At 74.1% G+C, this 15,964-nt stretch carries 13 protein-coding genes; 6 read left to right on the forward strand and 7 right to left on the reverse strand.

Features of this window, described 5'->3' with window-relative positions; all coding sequences use genetic code 11:
* Positions 1-21 precede the first annotated feature (21 nt).
* Complete coding sequence (locus ACZ3X1_RS26855) at positions 22-1,407, forward strand: FAD-dependent oxidoreductase (RefSeq protein WP_390076772.1); 1,386 nt, start codon at positions 22-24, stop codon at positions 1,405-1,407.
* Between the two features lie 396 nt (positions 1,408-1,803).
* Here the strand turns inward: ACZ3X1_RS26855 and ACZ3X1_RS26860 are convergent, their stop codons facing one another.
* The 3 genes from ACZ3X1_RS26860 to ACZ3X1_RS26870 all read right to left on the reverse strand — a co-directional run bounded on the left by ACZ3X1_RS26860 (position 1,804) and on the right by ACZ3X1_RS26870 (position 4,828).
* Entirely contained in the window at positions 1,804-2,166 is a 363-nt protein-coding gene (locus tag ACZ3X1_RS26860) for an ArsR/SmtB family transcription factor (RefSeq protein WP_356811350.1), read from the reverse strand.
* A gap of 132 nt (positions 2,167-2,298) precedes the next feature.
* Positions 2,299-3,408 (reverse strand): NADH:flavin oxidoreductase/NADH oxidase, encoded by a 1,110-nt coding sequence (locus ACZ3X1_RS26865; RefSeq protein ID WP_356811351.1) that lies wholly within the window; start codon positions 3,406-3,408, stop codon positions 2,299-2,301.
* A gap of 79 nt (positions 3,409-3,487) precedes the next feature.
* A complete protein-coding gene (locus ACZ3X1_RS26870) occupies positions 3,488-4,828 on the reverse strand; it encodes a wax ester/triacylglycerol synthase family O-acyltransferase (RefSeq protein WP_362624281.1) in 1,341 nt (446 codons plus the stop codon).
* Positions 4,829-5,041: 213 nt separating this feature from the next.
* On the opposite strand from ACZ3X1_RS26870, the gene ACZ3X1_RS26875 reads away from it, so the two are divergent.
* The 3 genes from ACZ3X1_RS26875 to ACZ3X1_RS26885 all read left to right on the forward strand — a co-directional run bounded on the left by ACZ3X1_RS26875 (position 5,042) and on the right by ACZ3X1_RS26885 (position 7,842).
* Complete coding sequence (locus ACZ3X1_RS26875; RefSeq protein WP_356811353.1) at positions 5,042-6,133, forward strand: WD40/YVTN/BNR-like repeat-containing protein; 1,092 nt, start codon at positions 5,042-5,044, stop codon at positions 6,131-6,133.
* An 11-nt stretch (positions 6,134-6,144) separates the two neighbouring features.
* The gene (locus ACZ3X1_RS26880) at positions 6,145-6,831 is read left to right on the forward strand and encodes a uracil-DNA glycosylase (RefSeq protein ID WP_356811354.1); all 687 of its coding nucleotides are present in this window, start codon (positions 6,145-6,147) and stop codon (positions 6,829-6,831) included.
* Between the two features lie 96 nt (positions 6,832-6,927).
* Complete coding sequence (locus ACZ3X1_RS26885; RefSeq protein WP_356811355.1) at positions 6,928-7,842, forward strand: sirohydrochlorin chelatase; 915 nt, start codon at positions 6,928-6,930, stop codon at positions 7,840-7,842.
* A 136-nt stretch (positions 7,843-7,978) separates the two neighbouring features.
* Here the strand turns inward: ACZ3X1_RS26885 and ACZ3X1_RS26890 are convergent, their stop codons facing one another.
* From ACZ3X1_RS26890 to ACZ3X1_RS26900, 3 genes are all read right to left on the reverse strand, one after another.
* Positions 7,979-9,043, reverse strand: a complete 1,065-nt coding sequence (locus ACZ3X1_RS26890) for a lactonase family protein (RefSeq protein WP_467281234.1) — start codon at positions 9,041-9,043, stop codon at positions 7,979-7,981.
* A 55-nt stretch (positions 9,044-9,098) separates the two neighbouring features.
* Positions 9,099-10,235, reverse strand: a complete 1,137-nt coding sequence (locus ACZ3X1_RS26895) for a nitric oxide synthase oxygenase (RefSeq protein WP_356811357.1) — start codon at positions 10,233-10,235, stop codon at positions 9,099-9,101.
* A gap of 259 nt (positions 10,236-10,494) precedes the next feature.
* Positions 10,495-11,082, reverse strand: coding sequence for a GNAT family N-acetyltransferase (locus tag ACZ3X1_RS26900; protein WP_356811358.1), 588 nt, complete (start codon positions 11,080-11,082; stop codon positions 10,495-10,497).
* 139 nt (positions 11,083-11,221) lie between these two features.
* Between ACZ3X1_RS26900 and ACZ3X1_RS26905 the strand changes: the two genes are divergently transcribed.
* Positions 11,222-13,516 carry a HelD family protein gene (locus ACZ3X1_RS26905; RefSeq protein ID WP_467281236.1) on the forward strand — a complete coding sequence of 765 codons (2,295 nt, stop codon included), beginning with the start codon at positions 11,222-11,224 and terminating at the stop codon, positions 13,514-13,516.
* Here ACZ3X1_RS26905 and ACZ3X1_RS26910 read toward each other — a convergent pair.
* Complete coding sequence (locus ACZ3X1_RS26910) at positions 13,506-15,008, reverse strand: FUSC family protein (RefSeq protein WP_356811360.1); 1,503 nt, start codon at positions 15,006-15,008, stop codon at positions 13,506-13,508. The two genes, ACZ3X1_RS26905 and ACZ3X1_RS26910, sit on opposite strands and share 11 nt — an antisense overlap.
* A 369-nt stretch (positions 15,009-15,377) precedes the next feature.
* On the opposite strand from ACZ3X1_RS26910, the gene ACZ3X1_RS26915 reads away from it, so the two are divergent.
* Positions 15,378-15,848: a MarR family winged helix-turn-helix transcriptional regulator gene (locus tag ACZ3X1_RS26915; RefSeq protein ID WP_467281238.1), complete on the forward strand. Its 471-nt coding sequence runs from the start codon at positions 15,378-15,380 to the stop codon at positions 15,846-15,848.
* Positions 15,849-15,964 lie beyond the last annotated feature (116 nt).

The following is a 15,964-nucleotide window of genomic DNA, read 5'->3' on the forward strand; positions in this document are numbered from 1 at the left end:
ACCTGCGGGAGGAGCTCCGCCGTGCTTCGTGTCGCCGTCGTCGGATCGGGCCCCAGCGGGGTCTACGCGGCCCAGACGCTGGTCCAGCAGCGCGAGGTGCCGGGTGTGCGGGTGGACGTACTGGACCGGCTCCCCGCCCCGTACGGGCTCGTGCGCTACGGGGTCGCGCCGGACCACGAGAAGATCAAGTCACTGCAGGGCAGCCTGCGCACCGTCCTTCAGGACGAGCGGATCCGCTTCCTCGGGAACATCGAGGTCGGCGGGCCCGCCCTGCCCGCGGAGCGGCTGCTGGACCTGTACCACGCGGTCGTGTACTGCGTGGGCGCGGCGCGGGACCGGATGCTGGGGATCCCCGGTGAGGAACTGGCCGGGGTGCACTCCGCAACGGCTTTCGTGTCCTGGTACAGCGGGCACCCGGACGCCGCCGCCGAGGTCTTCGACCTGCCCGGGGCCGACGCGGCTGTGGTGGTCGGGGCGGGCAACGTCGCGGTGGACGTGACCCGGATCCTGGCCCGCGGCCCGGCCGAGCTGGCCCCGACGGACATGCCGCAGCCGGCGCTCGGCGCGCTCGCGGACAGCGGGGTGCGCAGGGTGTCGATGGTGGCCCGCCGCGGGCCGTCGCAGGGCAAGTTCACCACCAAGGAGCTGCGGGAGCTGGGCACGCTGCCGGGCGTGGACGCCTGGGCGGACCCGACCGAGCTGGCGCTGGACCCCCTGTACGCCGATCCGGGCGCGGCCGCCGCGCTGCCGGCGGTGGCGCGGCGCAATCTGGAGGTGCTGCGCGGCTGGGCCGGGCAGGCTCCGGCCGAGGGGACGCGCCGCATCGCGCTGCGGTTCTACCTGCGCCCCGTGGAGATCCTCGGCGGGCCCGACGGGCGGGTCGCCGGGGTGCGCTTCGAGCGGACCGCCCCCGACGGCCGCGGCGGGGTGACGGGGACGGGTGTCCACGAGGACGTCGAGGCGCAACTGGTACTGCGCTCGGTGGGGTACATGGGCGTGCCCCTGCCCGGGCTGCCCTTCGACCCGGCGAAGGGCACGGTTCCGCACGCGGCGGGACGGGTGCTGCGCGCGGGCCGTGCCTCGGTCGGCGAGTACGTGGCGGGCTGGATCAAGCGGGGCCCGACCGGGGTGATCGGAACGAACCGCCCCTGCGCGAAGGAGACCGCGTCCTCGCTGCTCCAGGACGCGGGGGCGCTGGCCCGTCGCGAGCTGCCCGGGGACCCGCTGGACGCCCTGCGCGCGGCGGGCCTGAGCCCGGTGGAGTGGCCGGGCTGGCTGGCCATCGAGTCGGCCGAGGCGGACCTGGGACGCTCCCTGGGCCGCCGCTCGGTCAAGATCCCGGACTGGCCGGGCCTGTTGGGCGCGGCCGGGCTGCGGGGCACGGGCTGGGGAGTGTCGTCACAGTAGCGTCGGCCGCCCGAGGGGCGGGGCCGGCGGGGCCTGGTGCGTACGATCGCAAGGCGGGTGGACCAGCGCGCGGCGTCAGATGCGGTGCGCCGCAAGGCGGGGGAGCGTCCTGATGCCGGGCGTATCCAGGAGTTCCGACAGCGCGGCGGGGTGCCGTGGCAGTCGTCATGGGCCCGCCGGGGACGACGGGACAGCCCTTGGGTGTCTTTGGATCACGCCGGGCGCCGCGGGGCCGGCGTGATCGGCGAGAGACACCCCCCCTTACGGGAGGGTCCGCAAAGCGGCGCCGGCCACCCGAAGGGGCGGGCGCGCCGGGCAGGCGGGACTCCGCGGGCAGGAGTAAGGGCGGCACGGGCCAGGGCCCGGCTTCCGGATCTCGCCGGCCCCGGTGGGGCGTCAGGCGCCGGTCGTCACGCGGGTGAGCCGGGACGACTCGGCCGCGGCCGCCGTCAGGATGCTGTCGAGGAGGCCGGGGAAGAGCGCCTCGAGGTCGTCCCGGCGCAGGGCGTTGAGCTTGGTGGTGCCCCGGTAGGCCTGGCGAACGACGCCGCTCTCCCGCAGGACGCGGAAGTGGTGGGTAGTCGTGGACTTCGTGACCGGCAGGTCGAAGTGCGAGCAGGCCAGGTCGTCCGCCGAGCCGGCCAGGTCCAGGACGATGGAGAGCCGCACCGGGTCGGAGAGGGCGTGCAGCACGCCCTCCAGGCGGATCTCGGCCGCCTCCGGGTGGGCCAGGGTGCGGGAGGTGTCCCGATCCGTCATGTCCCTGCTCCGCTCACTCGGCTTGGTCCCGAGCCCCCATGGTACGAGAGTCGTCGAAGGAGACGTGGGGCTCGGGGAAATCGGCGGGAACGCATGGTGCGGCCGCGGCTCCGGGCCGCGGCCGCAGCGCCGTCACCAGGATCGGTGGTACTGCTCGGGCGTACGGATCTCCGCGCCCAGCTCATCGGCCGCGCGCCGGGCCCAGTACGGGTCGCGCAGCAGCTCGCGGCCCAGCAGGACCGCGTCGGCCTCGCCGTTGGCCAGGATCTTCTCGGCCTGCTCCGGCTCGGTGATCAGGCCGACGGCGGCCACGGGGAGGGTCGTCTCGGCCTTCACCCGGGCGGCGAACGGCACCTGGTAGCCGGGGCCGAGCGGGATGTCCACCCCGGGGGCGAGGCCGCCGGTGGAGACGTCGAGGAGGTCCACGCCGTGTTCCTCCAGGAGCCGGGCCAGACGCACGGTCTCGTCGGCGGTCCAGCCCTCGTCCTCCAGCCAGTCGGTGGCGGAGATGCGGAAGAACAGCGGGAGCTCCTCGGGCCACACCGCCCGGACGGCGTCCACGACCTGGAGGGCGAAGCGGGTCCGGTTCTCGAAGGAGCCGCCGTAGGCGTCGGTGCGCCTGTTGCTGTGCGGGGAGAGGAACTCCCCGATGAGGTAGCCGTGGGCTCCGTGGATCTCGACGACCTCGTAGCCGGCGGCGAGCGCCCGCTCCGCCGCGGCCGCGAACTGCCCGGCGATCTCGGCGATCTCATCGGCCGTCAGCTCGTGGGGCACCGGGTGGCTCTCGGCGAACGGCACGGCGCTGGGGGCGACCGGCTGCCAGCCGTGCGCGTCGGTGCCGACGGGTGCGCCTCCCTTCCAGGTCCGGTCGGTGGACGCCTTGCGGCCGGCGTGGGCGATCTGGATGCCCGGGACGGTTCCCCGGGCCTTGAGGAAGCCGGTGATCCGGCGCAGGGCCTCGACCTGGGTGTCGTTCCAGATGCCGAGGTCGTACGGGGAGATCCGGCCCTCCGGGGAGACCGCGGTGGCCTCCTGGATGATCAGGCCGGTGCCGCCGACCGCGCGGGCGGCGTAGTGGGCGAAGTGCCAGTCGTGGGCGACACCGGCGTCCGGCCCGAAGGCCTCGGCGCTGTACTGGCACATCGCGGCCATCCACACCCGGTTCGGGACGGTGACCGATCGCAGGGTGTACGGCTCGAACAGGGCGGCGAAAGCGGCGGGTACGGCGGGGGCAGCACTCATCGGGGCTCTCCAGAGGTCACCGGGCGCGCCGGGATCGGCGGCTAAGTACGAGGATCACCATACTACGAATCCTCTCGTACTACGAGACCTCCCGTACAAGTGCGTCGAGCTCCGCGCGCAGCGCGCCCGCCAGCGCCGCCAGGTCCGGAACGGCTGCCGCGTCGGCGACCAGCCCGTAGTGCACGGTCCCCTTGTAGGTGGAGACGGCGATCGCAAGGGACTGGCCGCGGGCCAGCGGGGCGAGCGGGTAGACCTCGTGGACCCGGCTGCCGCCGAGGGAGAAGGTGAGGCCGGGCAGGGGGACGCTGGTGACGAGGATGTCGTAGAGCAGCCGGGCCGCCTGGGCGACGAGGGGGCCGCCGAGCCGGTGGCCGAGGGGGTGGACGTGGTCGGCGAGGAGGGCGACGGCTCCCGCGCCCCGGGCCGGTCCGGCGTCCTTGTTGCGGTCCATGCCGGCGCGTACGTGGTCCAGCCGGCGCAGCGCGTCGGGCTCGGCCAGCGGCAGCCGGAGCAGGTAGCCGGAGAGCCGGTTCCCGGCGCCTGCGCCGCCCCGGGGCCCGCGGCGGCGGGACACGGGGATCAGGGCCCGCGGCCCGGCCCCCAGGGGTTCGGGGTCGCCGCGTTCCGCCAGCCAGCGCCGCAGGGCGCCCGCGACCAGGGTGATCAGCACGTCGTTGACGGTGCCGCCGGCCCCCTTGCGGATCAGGTTGACCTCGTCCAGGTCGAGGGCGAGACCGGCGACGGTACGGGTGCCCGCGCCGGCCGGGTCGGCCGTCAGCGCGGCCGGGACCCCGAGCGGCAGTCCGCCGCGGGCCATGGCGGCGCCGATCTCCAGGGCCTGGCCGACGCCCTGGACCCGGGCGGCCAGGGCTCCGGGGAGACGGCTCAGGACGGAGCCGGCCCGCTGTCCGGGGACCGGGCGCACGGGCGCCCGCGGCCCGGGGACCTCGTCGAACAGTGCCGCCGCGAGGGCGAGGGCGCCCAGGCCGTCGGCGAGGGCGTGGTGGAACTTGAAGAGCACGGCGAAGGTGTCCGGATCCGGCCCGGCCAGCACGTGCGCCTCCCACGGCGGCAGCTCCCGGTCCAGCGGACGGGCCATCAGCGGCCCGGCGAGCTCGTGCACGCGGGTGCGGTCCGTGCGGACGAGGAAGACGTGCCGTGCCGGGTCGAAGCCGGGGTCCGGCGACCATGCGGCCGCGCCGAGTGGCAGCAGTACGTCCCGGATCCGGCGGCGCAGGCCGGGCACGGCGGCGCAGCGTGCGGCCAGGAGCGCGGCGGCGCGCTCTGCGGCGTGCCCGTCGCCGGAGCCGGGGTGTCCGGCGGCGCGGAAGACGGCGAGGGCGCCCAGGTGCATGGGGTGGTCGGCGGTTTCCATCCGCCAGAAGGCGAGGTCGAGCGGAGACAGGTGCTCGGTGGCCACATACGTCCTCTCACGTGCGGCAAGCAGTGGCTTGAAGTCAACCCATCGCGAACACCCCTATGCAAGGCGCAATCATTTCCGAGTGGTAAATGATCGGTATAGATCATCCGATGTGAGCTGCGCCGCGCCCGCCGGGCCTCTGTCGGTGGGCGGGTGCAGACTGGCCGGAAAGATGCTCCGCGAAGAAGGCGACGAGGTCCGGAGGTGCCGGCCATGGCCGACGTACTGCTGCTCGTGGGAACCCGCAAGGGACTGTTCATCGGCCGCCGCCGCGGCGACGGGCCGTGGGAGTTCGACGGGCCCCACTTCAACGCCCAGGCCGTATACGCGGTCGCCGTCGACCGGCGGGGGCCGGCCCCGCGGCTCCTGGTCGGCGGGGACAGCACCCACTGGGGTCCGTCCGTCTTCAGCTCCGACGACCTGGGGGCGACTTGGAGGGAACCGGCCAGGGCGGCCGTGAAATTCCCCCAGGACACGGGGGCCTCGCTGGAACGGGTCTGGCAGCTCCAGCCGGCCGGGACCGAGGCTCCTGACGTGGTGTACGCGGGGACGGAACCGGCCGCGCTGTTCCGTTCGACGGACCGGGGCGAGTCCTTCGAGCTGGTCCGCCCCCTGTGGGAGCACCCGAGCCGCGGCAAGTGGGTCCCGGGCGGCGGTGGCGAGGGACTGCACACGGTGATCACCGATCCCCGCGACCCGGACGCGGTGACCGTGGCCGTCTCCACCGCCGGGGTGTTCCGGACCAAGGACGGCGGGGCCAGCTGGGAGCCGTCCAACCGGGGGGTGTCGGCGGTGTTCCTGCCGGATCCGAACCCCGAGTTCGGCCAGTGCGTGCACAAGATCGCCCGGGACGCAGGCGACACGGACCGGCTGTACCTGCAGAACCACTGGGGCGTCTACCGCAGCGACGACGCGGGGGCCCGCTGGACCGACATCGGCGGCGGGCTGCCCTCCGACTTCGGCTTCGCGGTGGCGGCCCACCCGCACCGGCCGGACACGGCCTACGTCTTCCCGCTCAACGCCGATTCCGACCGGGTCCCGGCCGACCACCGGTGCCGGGTCTTCCGTACCGAGGACGCGGGCGCCACCTGGGAGCCGCTGACGCGCGGGCTGCCGGACTCCGACCACTACGGCACGGTGCTCCGCGACGCGCTCTGCACGGACGACGCGGACCCGGCGGGCGTCTACTTCGGCAACCGCAACGGCGAGCTGTACGCCAGCCACGACGACGGCGACAGCTGGCAGTTGCTCGCCGAGCACCTGCCCGACGTCCTGTGCGTGCGGGCGGCGACGATCGGCCAGTAGAGTGATCCACCGTGGCAGCACGACCGTTGAACGAGATCGTCGAGCCGGGCTGGGCCCGTGCTCTGGAGCCGGTGGCGACGCAGATCGCCGCGATGGGCGACTTCCTGCGAGCCGAGATCGCGGCGGGGAGGACGTACGTCCCCGCCGGGGCCAATGTGCTGCGCGCCTTCCAGCAGCCCTTCGACGAGGTCAAGGTCCTCATCGTCGGCCAGGACCCGTACCCCACCCCGGGGCACGCGGTGGGCCTGTCCTTCTCGGTGGCGCCCGACGTGCGGCCGGTGCCGCCGAGCCTGGACAACATCTTCCTGGAGATGCACCGGGACATGGGGACCGGCCGGCCCGCGAACGGCGACCTCACCCCGTGGACCCGGCAGGGCGTGCTGCTGCTCAACCGTTCGCTCACGACGGCGCCCCGCCGGTCGAACGCGCACCAGGGCAAGGGCTGGGAGGCGGTCACCGACCAGGCGATCCGGGCCCTGGCCGCCCGGGGCAAGCCGCTGGTCTCCATCCTGTGGGGCCGGGCGGCCCGCAACCTGCGGCCCCTCCTCGGTGACCTGCCGGTGGTGGAGTCCTCGCACCCCTCCCCCAAGTCGGCGGATTACGGATTCTTCGGGTCGCGGCCGTTCAGCAGGACGAACGAGCTGCTGGTGCGCCAGGGTTCACAGCCTGTGGACTGGCGCTTGCCGTCCGTCAGTTGAGCGTATCTGCAATTCAACGGATAAATACGGACAGATGCGGCACGAGAAGGCCCTGCCCGAACACCTTGTTCCGATAAGCCAGTAGCATGCGGCGCCATGAGCTCCCCCACTGGCCCCGCAAATGGCCTGCCCGTACGAATGCCGCGACCCCGCCCGACCGGACGGCACCGCCGGCCCGAGCCCGCGGCGGCGCCCGAGGGCGCGCCCGCGCTGGTGCTCGCCGTGCCCGGTGGGCCCTCTGCCGCCTCGCGGGGGCTGGCGGAAGAGATCATCAGCATCGGCCGCTCCGAGCTGCCGGGCCTCGACGCCCGCATCGGTTTCCTCGAGGGTGACGACGCCTCCGAGTTCCCGTCCCTGTCCGGCGTGCTGAGTGCCATCGCGGCCGACCGGACCGCGCGTGCGGAGTTCGCGCGCGCCGCCGGCCACGAGGTGCCCGAGCAGACCGGCCCGGACGCGGTGGTCGTCCCGCTGCTGGCCGGTCCGGACAGCGACCTGCTGCGCCGGATGCGCCAGGCGCTGATGGACTCCTCCGCCGCCGCCGAACTGGCCGACGTCCTCGGCCCGCACCCGCTGTTGGCCGAGGGCCTGCACGTGCGCCTCTCCGAAGCCGGCCTGGCCCGCGCCGACCGCGCCCGCCTCTTCACCGTGACCACCGCCGCCGACGGCATCGTCCTGGCGACCACCGGTGGCGAGGAGGCCGTACAGGCCGCCGGGATCACGGGCATGCTGCTCGCCGCCCGGCTCGCCGTGCCCGTCCAGGCCGCCGCGCTGGACCAGGAGGGCTCGGTGGCCGCGGTCGCCGAGCAGCTGCGCCGCGAGGGCTCCACGCAGCTCGCGCTCGCCCCGTACCTGATCGGCCCGGAGGCCGCGGACGGGTTGCTGGACACCGCCTGCAAGGAGGCCGACTGCGCCACCGCCGAGGTGCTCGGCGCCTACCCGGCACTCGGCAAGCTGGCCGTCGCGCAGTACACCGCGGCTCTGGGGATCCCCCAGGGCTCCCCTGCGCGCTGATCCGCCCGATACGACGCGAAGGCCCCCGCCGACACCGGTTTCCCCGGTGGGCGGGGGCCTTCGCGTCGTCCGGGCCTCGGGAGCGTGCCGGACCGCGCCGCGCAGGCGGAACTTCGCGGACCCCGACCGGGTCCGGTCAGCCGAGGACCACGCAGGTGGCGGCGGGCACGGCCAGCGAGCCCGCCCGATGGGGCTGGCCGGTCAGCGGGTCCACGTCGAACCAGGTGACGTCGCCCGAGTGCTCGTTGGCCGCGTAGAGGCGGCTCCCCGCGGCGTCCGCGGTGAGGTCCCGGGGCCATGTGCCGCCGCAGTCGACGGTGCCGGTGAGCCGCGGTTTCCCGGGGCCGTCGGCGAGCGACAGGGTGACGATCACGTCGGCCCCGCGGACGGCCGCCCAGACGAACCGCCCGTCGGGCGCGGCCACGACCGCCGAGGGGTACGCCCGTACGGGGCCTGAAGCCCCCGAGGAGGCGACCGGAACCTCGCTGACCGGTTGCAGGTGCCCCGATGCGCCGTTCCAGCGGCAGACGGTCACCTGCGGCTCCAGCTCGTGCAGAACGTAGACGGCGCCGCCCCCCGGGTGGAAGGCCAGGTGGCGCGGCCCCGTCCCGGCGCGCAGCGGCGTCTCGGCATGCACCCGCAGCTCGCCCGTGACCGCGTCCGGCACACAGACCCGTACCGAGTCTGTGCCGAGGTCCACGCTGAGCACCCAGCGGCCGGTCGGGTCGGGCAGCACCTGATGGGCGTGCGGACCCGCCTGCCGTGCGGTGTCGGGGCCGGAGCCCCGGTGCGGGAGGACGCGGGCCGGTCCGGCCGGGCTGCCGTCGGCGGCCAGCGCGATGCTGCTGACGCTGCCCGAGGTGTAGTTGGCCGTGAAGAGGCGGCGGCCGGCGACGCTGACGTGGGTGGGGCCGGAGCCGCCGACGCGCACGGGGGCGCCCTGTGGGGCGAGGCCCCCGGCGGTGGGCCGGAAGGCGGCGACCTCGCCCCGCTCGGTCTCGCTCACCGCGTAGAGGAGGCCGGTGTCCCGGGCGAGGGCGAGGTACGACGGATCCTCGGCGGTGGCGACCGAGAGCGGGGTCAGCGCCCCGGTCGTCGGTTCCACGGCCGCGATGGTCACACCGCGGCCGCCCCCCGAGGTGAAGGAGCCGATGTAGGCCCGGTGTTCGCCGCTTGGGTCCTTGCTGTCAGCGCCGCCCACAGGAAACCCCTCTCACCGCTGTCGGATCCGTCCGGAGCCGACGGTAACAGAAGGTCTAGACCAAGTCCCGCCCCTGGGCCCGTTCCTGCGCGCCGGGGTGGTGGACGTAGGCCGTGCTGCTGGGGCGGTCCTCGTAGGTGCGGTGGAAGACCGGGGTGGCGGAGCCGGAGATCGGCGGCACGATCCATGACCAGTCCGCGCCCACCTCGCGCCCCTTGCGCTCCTCCCGTTCCATGTGGGAGAGGAAGCGGCGGGACTCGCTGTGGTGGTCGGCGATGGTGACCCCGGCACGGTCGAAGGAGTGCAGGACGGCCCGGTTGAGCTCGACGAGGGCGCGGTCCTTCCACAGGGAGCGGTCGCTGGAGGTGTCCAGGCCCAGGCGGCGGGCGACGGCGGGCAGAAGGTTGTAGCGGTCGGTGTCGGCGAGGTTGCGCGCGCCGATCTCGGTGCCCATGTACCAGCCGTTGAAGGGGGCGGCCGGGTAGTGGATGCCGCCGATCTCCAGGCACATGTTGGAGATGGCGGGTACGGCGTGCCAGCGCAGGCGCCAGTCGGCCCAGCCGTCGCCGTCGGGGTGGTCGATCGGCACCTCCAGTACGGCGTCCGCGGGGGTGTCGAACCACCGGGGCTTGTCGTCGACCCCCTGGACCACCAGGGGGAGGAGGTCGAAGGGGGTACCGGCGCCGCCGGACCAGCCGAGCTGCAGAAGGGCCCCGGTCAGCGGGGCGTTGCGGGCGTCGCCGACGGTTATGGAGGGGTGGTCGCCGTAGCCGGCGTACCTGACGAGCTGCTCGCTCCAGATCACCGGCCCCGGCCGGTCCGGGGTCTCGGGGGCGAAGACGGTGATGGTGGGCCTGACGCGGCCGCCGTTCGTGGCCTCGCGCAGGTGGTCGAAGCACTCGGCGGCGATCGCGTCGGCGTCGGTGAGCCCTCGGCGGTCGCGGACCCGCAGCGAGTTCCAGTAGAGCCTGCCTATGCAGCGGTTGCTGTTGCGCCAGGCCACGCGCGCTCCGTGGACCAGCTCCGCGGGCGTGTGCACGTAGGTACCGGTGTCCGCGAGCTCCGCCCTCACGACGGCGAGCCGGGCGCGCGGGTCACCCGCGCCGGCGTTCTCCCGGTGGAAGAGTCGGATGAACTCCTCGGCCGCCTGCCACACCTGTGCGGTGGTGGAGCGCTGTTGAAGAATTTCCATTCCGGCGGGTTACCCCCTGTCCGACCAGATCCACCCTGTACGTGCCGGATGAATGTGCAGTAAACAATTACCCGTTGTACCTGCCGCAGGTCAGCGGCGTGCGGCATGGGCTCCCGGAACACTCCTCCGGGTGGTCCTCATGGATCGGGCTGCGGGCAGGGGGCGTGAACGCGTACGATCCGGCGCGTTCGGGGAACTGACGGAGTGTCGGGCGCCCCCGCGCCCGGGGTGCGCGGCAAGCGTGCGCGGCTCCTGCGCGTCAGCGGCAGGGGCGGCTCATGAACAGCGCCTGCTCGCCCGCGGAGGGCGTGCCGCCGTAGAGGGCGGTGTCGAGGCCGCAGAAGGTGAATCCCATGCGCCGGTAGGCGTGCACGGCGGGGGCGTTGACCGAGCTGACCTCCAGCCAGAGGTGCTCCGCTCCCCGCTCGCGGGCGAATGCGGCGGCACGCTCCATCAGGGCGCTGCCGATCCCGCGGCCCCGGTGGCCGGGCGCGACCTCGATGTCCTCGATGGTCAGCCGCCGGTTCCACGCGGCGTAGCCGACGGCGGCGAACCCGCACAGCTCGTCGCCGTCGAGGGCCACGAAGGTGCGCGCGTCCGCGTCCACGTCGGGGCCGCGGGCGCCGGCGAACCCCTGCTCGTCGTGTTCCTCCGGCGGGAACACCTTGCGTACGGGCGGGTCCACGGGGACCTCGCGGAGCAGGAAGCCCCAGCCGTCGCCGGAGGCGGTCGCCTCGAAGACGGTGGGGGTGGTGAAGGAACTGTCCAGGGCCTCGATGGCGCCCGCGTCCTCGGGGCGGGCGAGGCGGTAGACGATTCCGTCGGCCGGGCCGTGTGCGGTGGTCATGAGATCCACCGTACGCAAAAAATCCCCCGGCCGAATTCGTTGCCGAGGGAGCGGAAGGCGTATATTGATGATTTCGCGACTTCACTTCGAGCGAGGCGCGAAAAGATTACGAGGACACTCTATCGCGGCAGGAGTGCAATTGTCAACCGAGGAATTCCGGAAAGAGCAGCAATTCATCACCGATCTCTATCGGCGCCTCGACGACCTGCGCGACCAGGCCGAACAGGCGGTCGAAGGGGCGTTGCGGGACGTCGGAACCGGTTTTCAGGCGCGCCTGGAGCGCGATGTCCTGGTGGCCGAGCAGTCCGGTCTGCTGTCCGCCCTGAATGCCGGTGAGAACGGCCTCTGTTTCGGGCGTCTGGAGTTCTCCGACGGCGGCGACCACCACATCGGCCGCATCGGGATCCGCGCCGACGACACGGAACGCACCCCGCTGGTCCTGGACTGGCGGGCCGAGGCCGCCCGCCCCTTCTACCTCGCCACCGGGCACACCCCCATGGGGCTGCGCCGCCGCCGGCACATCAGCAGCCGGGGCCGGGTGGTCACGGCCCTGCACGACGAGATCCTCGACCTGACCGACGCGGAGCGCACCGGCCACGAGGGCGCCGACGCGGACGCCGTGCTGCTGGCCGCGCTCGATGCCGCCCGGACCGGCCGCATGCACGACATCGTGCGGACCATCCAGGCCGAACAGGACCGGGTCATCCGCTCCACGCACCGCGGGGTGCTGGTCGTCGAGGGCGGGCCCGGCACCGGCAAGACCGCGGTCGCGCTGCACCGCGCGGCGTACCTGCTGTACGCCCACCGCGAGCTGCTCGCCAAGCGCGGGGTGCTGATCGTGGGCCCGGGCCCGGCCTTCCTGGGCTACATCGGCGGGGTGCTGCCGGCGCTCGGCGAGACGGGAGTGCTGCTGTCCACCCCCGGCGAGCTGTTCCCCGGGGTCCACGCCACCGGCACCGACCGCCCCGGGGCCGCCGCCGTGAAGGGCCGCGCCTCGATGGCGCAGGTCCTCGCCCGGGTCGTGGCCGACCGGCAGCGCCTGCCGGAACACGTGCCGGCGGACACCGGCGAGGAGTACGACACCGTCCCCGAGGCCGCGCTGGAGATCGACCACGACGACTACGGGACCCTGCTGCTGGACCGCACGATGGCCCACGAGGCGCGGGACCGGGCCCGGGCCACCGGACTGCCGCACAACCAGGCGCGTCCGGCCTTCGCCTTCCGGATCATCGACGCGCTCACCGCGCAGCTCGCCGACCGCCTCGGCGCCGATCCGTACGGCGGTCCGAACCTGCTCGGCCCGGACGACGTCGCCCAGCTCGGCAAGGAGATCGCGACGAGCCGCGCCGTGCACGCGGCCATCGACTCGCTGTGGCCCTCCCTCACCCCGCAGCGGCTGATCGCCGACTTCCTGGCGGACCCCACGCACCTGCCCGCGGACGAGGTCCGGCTGATCCGGCGTGCGCCCTCGGCCCGGCCCGACTGGACCCCGGCCGACGTACCGCTCCTGGACGAGGCGGCCGAGCTGCTCGGCGAGGACGACAGCGCGCTGCGCGCCGCCGAGGAGCGGCAGCGGCAGCGGCGCATCGCCTACGCGCAGGGGGTGCTGGACGTGTCCGCGGGTTCGCAGTCGTACGAGTTCGAGGACGAGGAGAACGAGTACCTCGCGGCGCACGACATCATCGACGCCGAGCGGATGGCGGAGCGCCACGAGGAGGCAGACCACCGCAGCACCGCCGAGCGTGCCGCGGCCGACCGCACCTGGGCCTTCGGGCACGTCATCGTGGACGAGGCGCAGGAGCTGTCGGAGATGGCGTGGCGGCTGCTGATGCGCCGCTGCCCGACCCGTTCGATGACGCTGGTCGGGGATCCGGCGCAGACCGGTGACGAGGCGGGCTGCGGGTCCTGGGAGCGGATCCTGTCGCCCTACGTCGGCGCGCGCTGGGAGCTGGTCCGGCTCGAGGTCAACTACCGCACGCCGGCCGAGATCATGGAGGTGGCGGCGGCCGTGCTGCGGATGCGCGATCCCGGCTTCGAGCCGCCGCGGTCGGTCCGGGCCACCGGGGTGCGGCCGTGGGCGCGGGCGGCCGCGGACCTCGCCGGGGCGGTCGCGGAGGCCGTGGAGCGGGACCGGCCGGCCGAGGGGCGGCTCGCGGTGATCGCGCCGCGGGAGCGGCACGCGGCGCTGGCGGCCGTTCTGCCGGGGGCACGGGAGGGCGCGGAGCCCGATCTGACCCAGAAGGTCGTCCTGCTGGATCCGCGGCAGGCCAAGGGGCTGGAGTTCGACACGGTGCTCGTGGTGGAGCCGGCCGAGTTCGAGCCGAGCGACCTGTACGTGGCGCTGACCCGGGCCACCCAGGCCCTGGGGGTGGTGCACAGCCCCGGCCGGCCGCCCGCGGGGCGGGCGGCCTGGGGCGGGCTGCTCAGGCGCTGATGACGAACGGCGCCTTCGGGTCGCTGCCCAGCGGGGTGGCCAGTTCGGTGAGGGCCCGCTCCAGGCCCTGGAGGTGGGCGAGCGCGGGCTCGGCCGTGCCGGCGGGCGCGGCGGTGGTGCCCGCCGCCGCGGGTCCTTCGAGTTCCCGCTCGCCCGCGGTCAGCGCCTGTACCGCCGCCTCGACGCGCCAGCAGGCGGCGGCGAGGCGGGCGTCGTGGCCGGCGTCCGGGTCGGCGGCGACGGTCACCAGGCCGCGCACCTCGCGGGCGCAGTCGTCCAGCAGGGCGATGACCTGGCCGGCGCGGGCCTTGCGCGCGCGGAACGGGCTGAGCGGGTGGACCAGCGGCGCGAGCGCCATCCGGACCCGGGCCAGCAGGGTCTCCAGCTCCGCGGCGTGCGGGGCGGGATCGGCGGTCGGGGAGCCGGCGAGGCGGGCGGTGGCCTGAGCGGTGGCCGCGTGCACACAGTGCAGGGCGCGCTGGATCCAGGCGTCGTTCGTGGCGTGGGTGGTGACGGGCAGGACGAGGACGACGGCCAGCGCGGCACAGGCGGCGCCGACGGCCGTCTCCTCCAGGCGCAGCACGAGCAGGCCGGGGTCGAGCACGCCCAGGAGGCCGTAGAGCAGCCCGGCCATCAGGGTGACCGCCAGGATCATCCAGCTGTACGAGACGGCGGCCGTGTAGAAGATCCCGAAGACGCAGGCGGCGACGAGGAGGGCGGTGGGCAGGGGGGCGCCGTCCAGCGGGAGGGCGATCAGTACACCGGCGGCCACGCCGACGACGGTGCCCAGCACCCGGCGGAAGCCGCGGACCAGCGTCTCGCCGCGTGATGCGGTGTTGACGAAGATCCACCAGGCGGTGCCGACCGCCCAGTACCAGCGGTCCTCGGAGAGCACTTGGCCGACGGCGAGGGCGACGGCGCAGGCGGCGGTCGCCTGGAAGGCCTGGCGGGTGGTGTGCCTGGCCAGGCCCCGGCCGGGCAGCGGCGCGGGGGCGGCGGGCGGCGGGGTGCGCCGCTCGATGGGCCAGAGCAGGAACCGCACCGCGGCGGACGCGGCCAGGGCCAGCCCGACGGCGGCGTACAGCTCGGGGAGCTGGGCGGGCAGTGCGTGCAGGAACTGCGTGATGAAGAAGTTCATGAACGCGAAGATGCCGAGCGCGTGTCCGCGCGGGCCCCATCGGCGGGCGTAGACGCCGCAGAAGACGACGAGGACGAAAGCGGCGTCCCGGAGCGGGGTCACCCCGTGCAGGGCGGTGGCCAGGGCCAGGACCGGGAATCCGGCGGCGGGCAGGAGGGCGGTGGTGACGGCCTGGCGGCGCACGGTCGGATCGGTGACGGTGAAGAGCGCGAGCAGGGCCGCGAGTCCGCCGGTGATGGAGGCGGTCAGGGAGAGACCGCACAGTTCGGCGAGGGCGACGGCGGCGCCGACGCCGATCACCGCGCGGGCCGCGTTCCTGAGCCTCAGACGCCCCGGATCCGGAGCTACGAACATCCTCTTCACAGCGGTGTGCCGCCCCCCTGGAGTGGTGCGCGCCGGGCCGGCGCCGCCCGGGGGTGGTGGGCGGCGGACGGGCACGGCGAAGGCGCCGCGCTCCGGAAACGGCCTCGTTGCCGTCCGGCGCTGCGCGGCGCCGTAAGTACATGGATACGCCACAGATAAGCACCTGAGGGCCCACTGGCTCAACTCGACCTCGATGACCAAGGCCATTGGCACACTTACTGGGAAGTTTTGGCGGCCATGGGACTGCCAACGGACCAGCCCGGCCCGCTACCTCCGCTCCGGCTCCGCACGGCTCTCGTGCGCGTGACCACGCGCTGTTATCGTGCAGCGACCCGGAAGACGTACGGAAGGGGACCGGCGTTGACGCGTACAGCGGAGTCCGGGGAGGCCGAGGCGTTCAGCCGGGCCGCCGTGGCCGTCTTCCGTCTGAACGGCCGGTTCACCGCGGCCGTCGACCGGCTGGCGCTGTCGTCGGGTCTGAGCGCGGCGCGCTGGCAGGTCCTGAGCACGGTGGCCGACGAGTCCCTGTCGGTTTCCGAGGTGGCCCGGCGGGTGGGGACCACCCGGCAGAGCGTGCAGCGCATAGCCGACCTGCTCGTACGGCAGGGGCTGGCGGTCTACCTGGACAATCCGGCGCACCGGCGGGCGAAACTGCTCGCCGCCACCGAGCGGGGCGCGGCCGCGAAGCGGGAGATCGACTCCAGTCTGGCCGAATCGGCCCGGCACCTGTGCGAGAGCCTGGGCGGCGAGGAGGAGGTGCGGCGAACGGCCGAGATCATTCGGGGACTGTCGGGCGCGCTGTCCTCGGTCGGCACCGGCGACTCTCCGTGAGGAGCCGGCGCGGCCCTCACGCCATACGGACAAGGCGGCCTGAAACAGCCGACGGTTTTCCCAAGAGTTGACTCCACCGAGGAATCGTCTTTGCGGTACCGTTCGCGCCTGACGCG

Source organism: Streptomyces sp. NPDC023541, assembly GCF_055559995.1.

Excerpts from the sequence above, each read along its gene's own strand:
- ACZ3X1_RS26860 (WP_356811350.1), bottom strand. The coding sequence starts at position 2,166 with ATGACGGATCGGGACACCTCCCGCACCCTGGCCCACCCGGAGGCGGCC.
- ACZ3X1_RS26865 (WP_356811351.1), bottom strand. The coding sequence starts at position 3,408 with ATGAGTGCTGCCCCCGCCGTACCCGCCGCTTTCGCCGCCCTGTTCGAG.
- ACZ3X1_RS26875 (WP_356811353.1), top strand. The coding sequence starts at position 5,042 with ATGGCCGACGTACTGCTGCTCGTGGGAACCCGCAAGGGACTGTTCATC.
- ACZ3X1_RS26885 (WP_356811355.1), top strand. The coding sequence starts at position 6,928 with ATGAGCTCCCCCACTGGCCCCGCAAATGGCCTGCCCGTACGAATGCCG.
- ACZ3X1_RS26895 (WP_356811357.1), bottom strand. The coding sequence starts at position 10,235 with ATGGAAATTCTTCAACAGCGCTCCACCACCGCACAGGTGTGGCAGGCG.
- ACZ3X1_RS26900 (WP_356811358.1), bottom strand. The coding sequence starts at position 11,082 with ATGACCACCGCACACGGCCCGGCCGACGGAATCGTCTACCGCCTCGCC.
- ACZ3X1_RS26910 (WP_356811360.1), bottom strand. The coding sequence starts at position 15,008 with ATGTTCGTAGCTCCGGATCCGGGGCGTCTGAGGCTCAGGAACGCGGCC.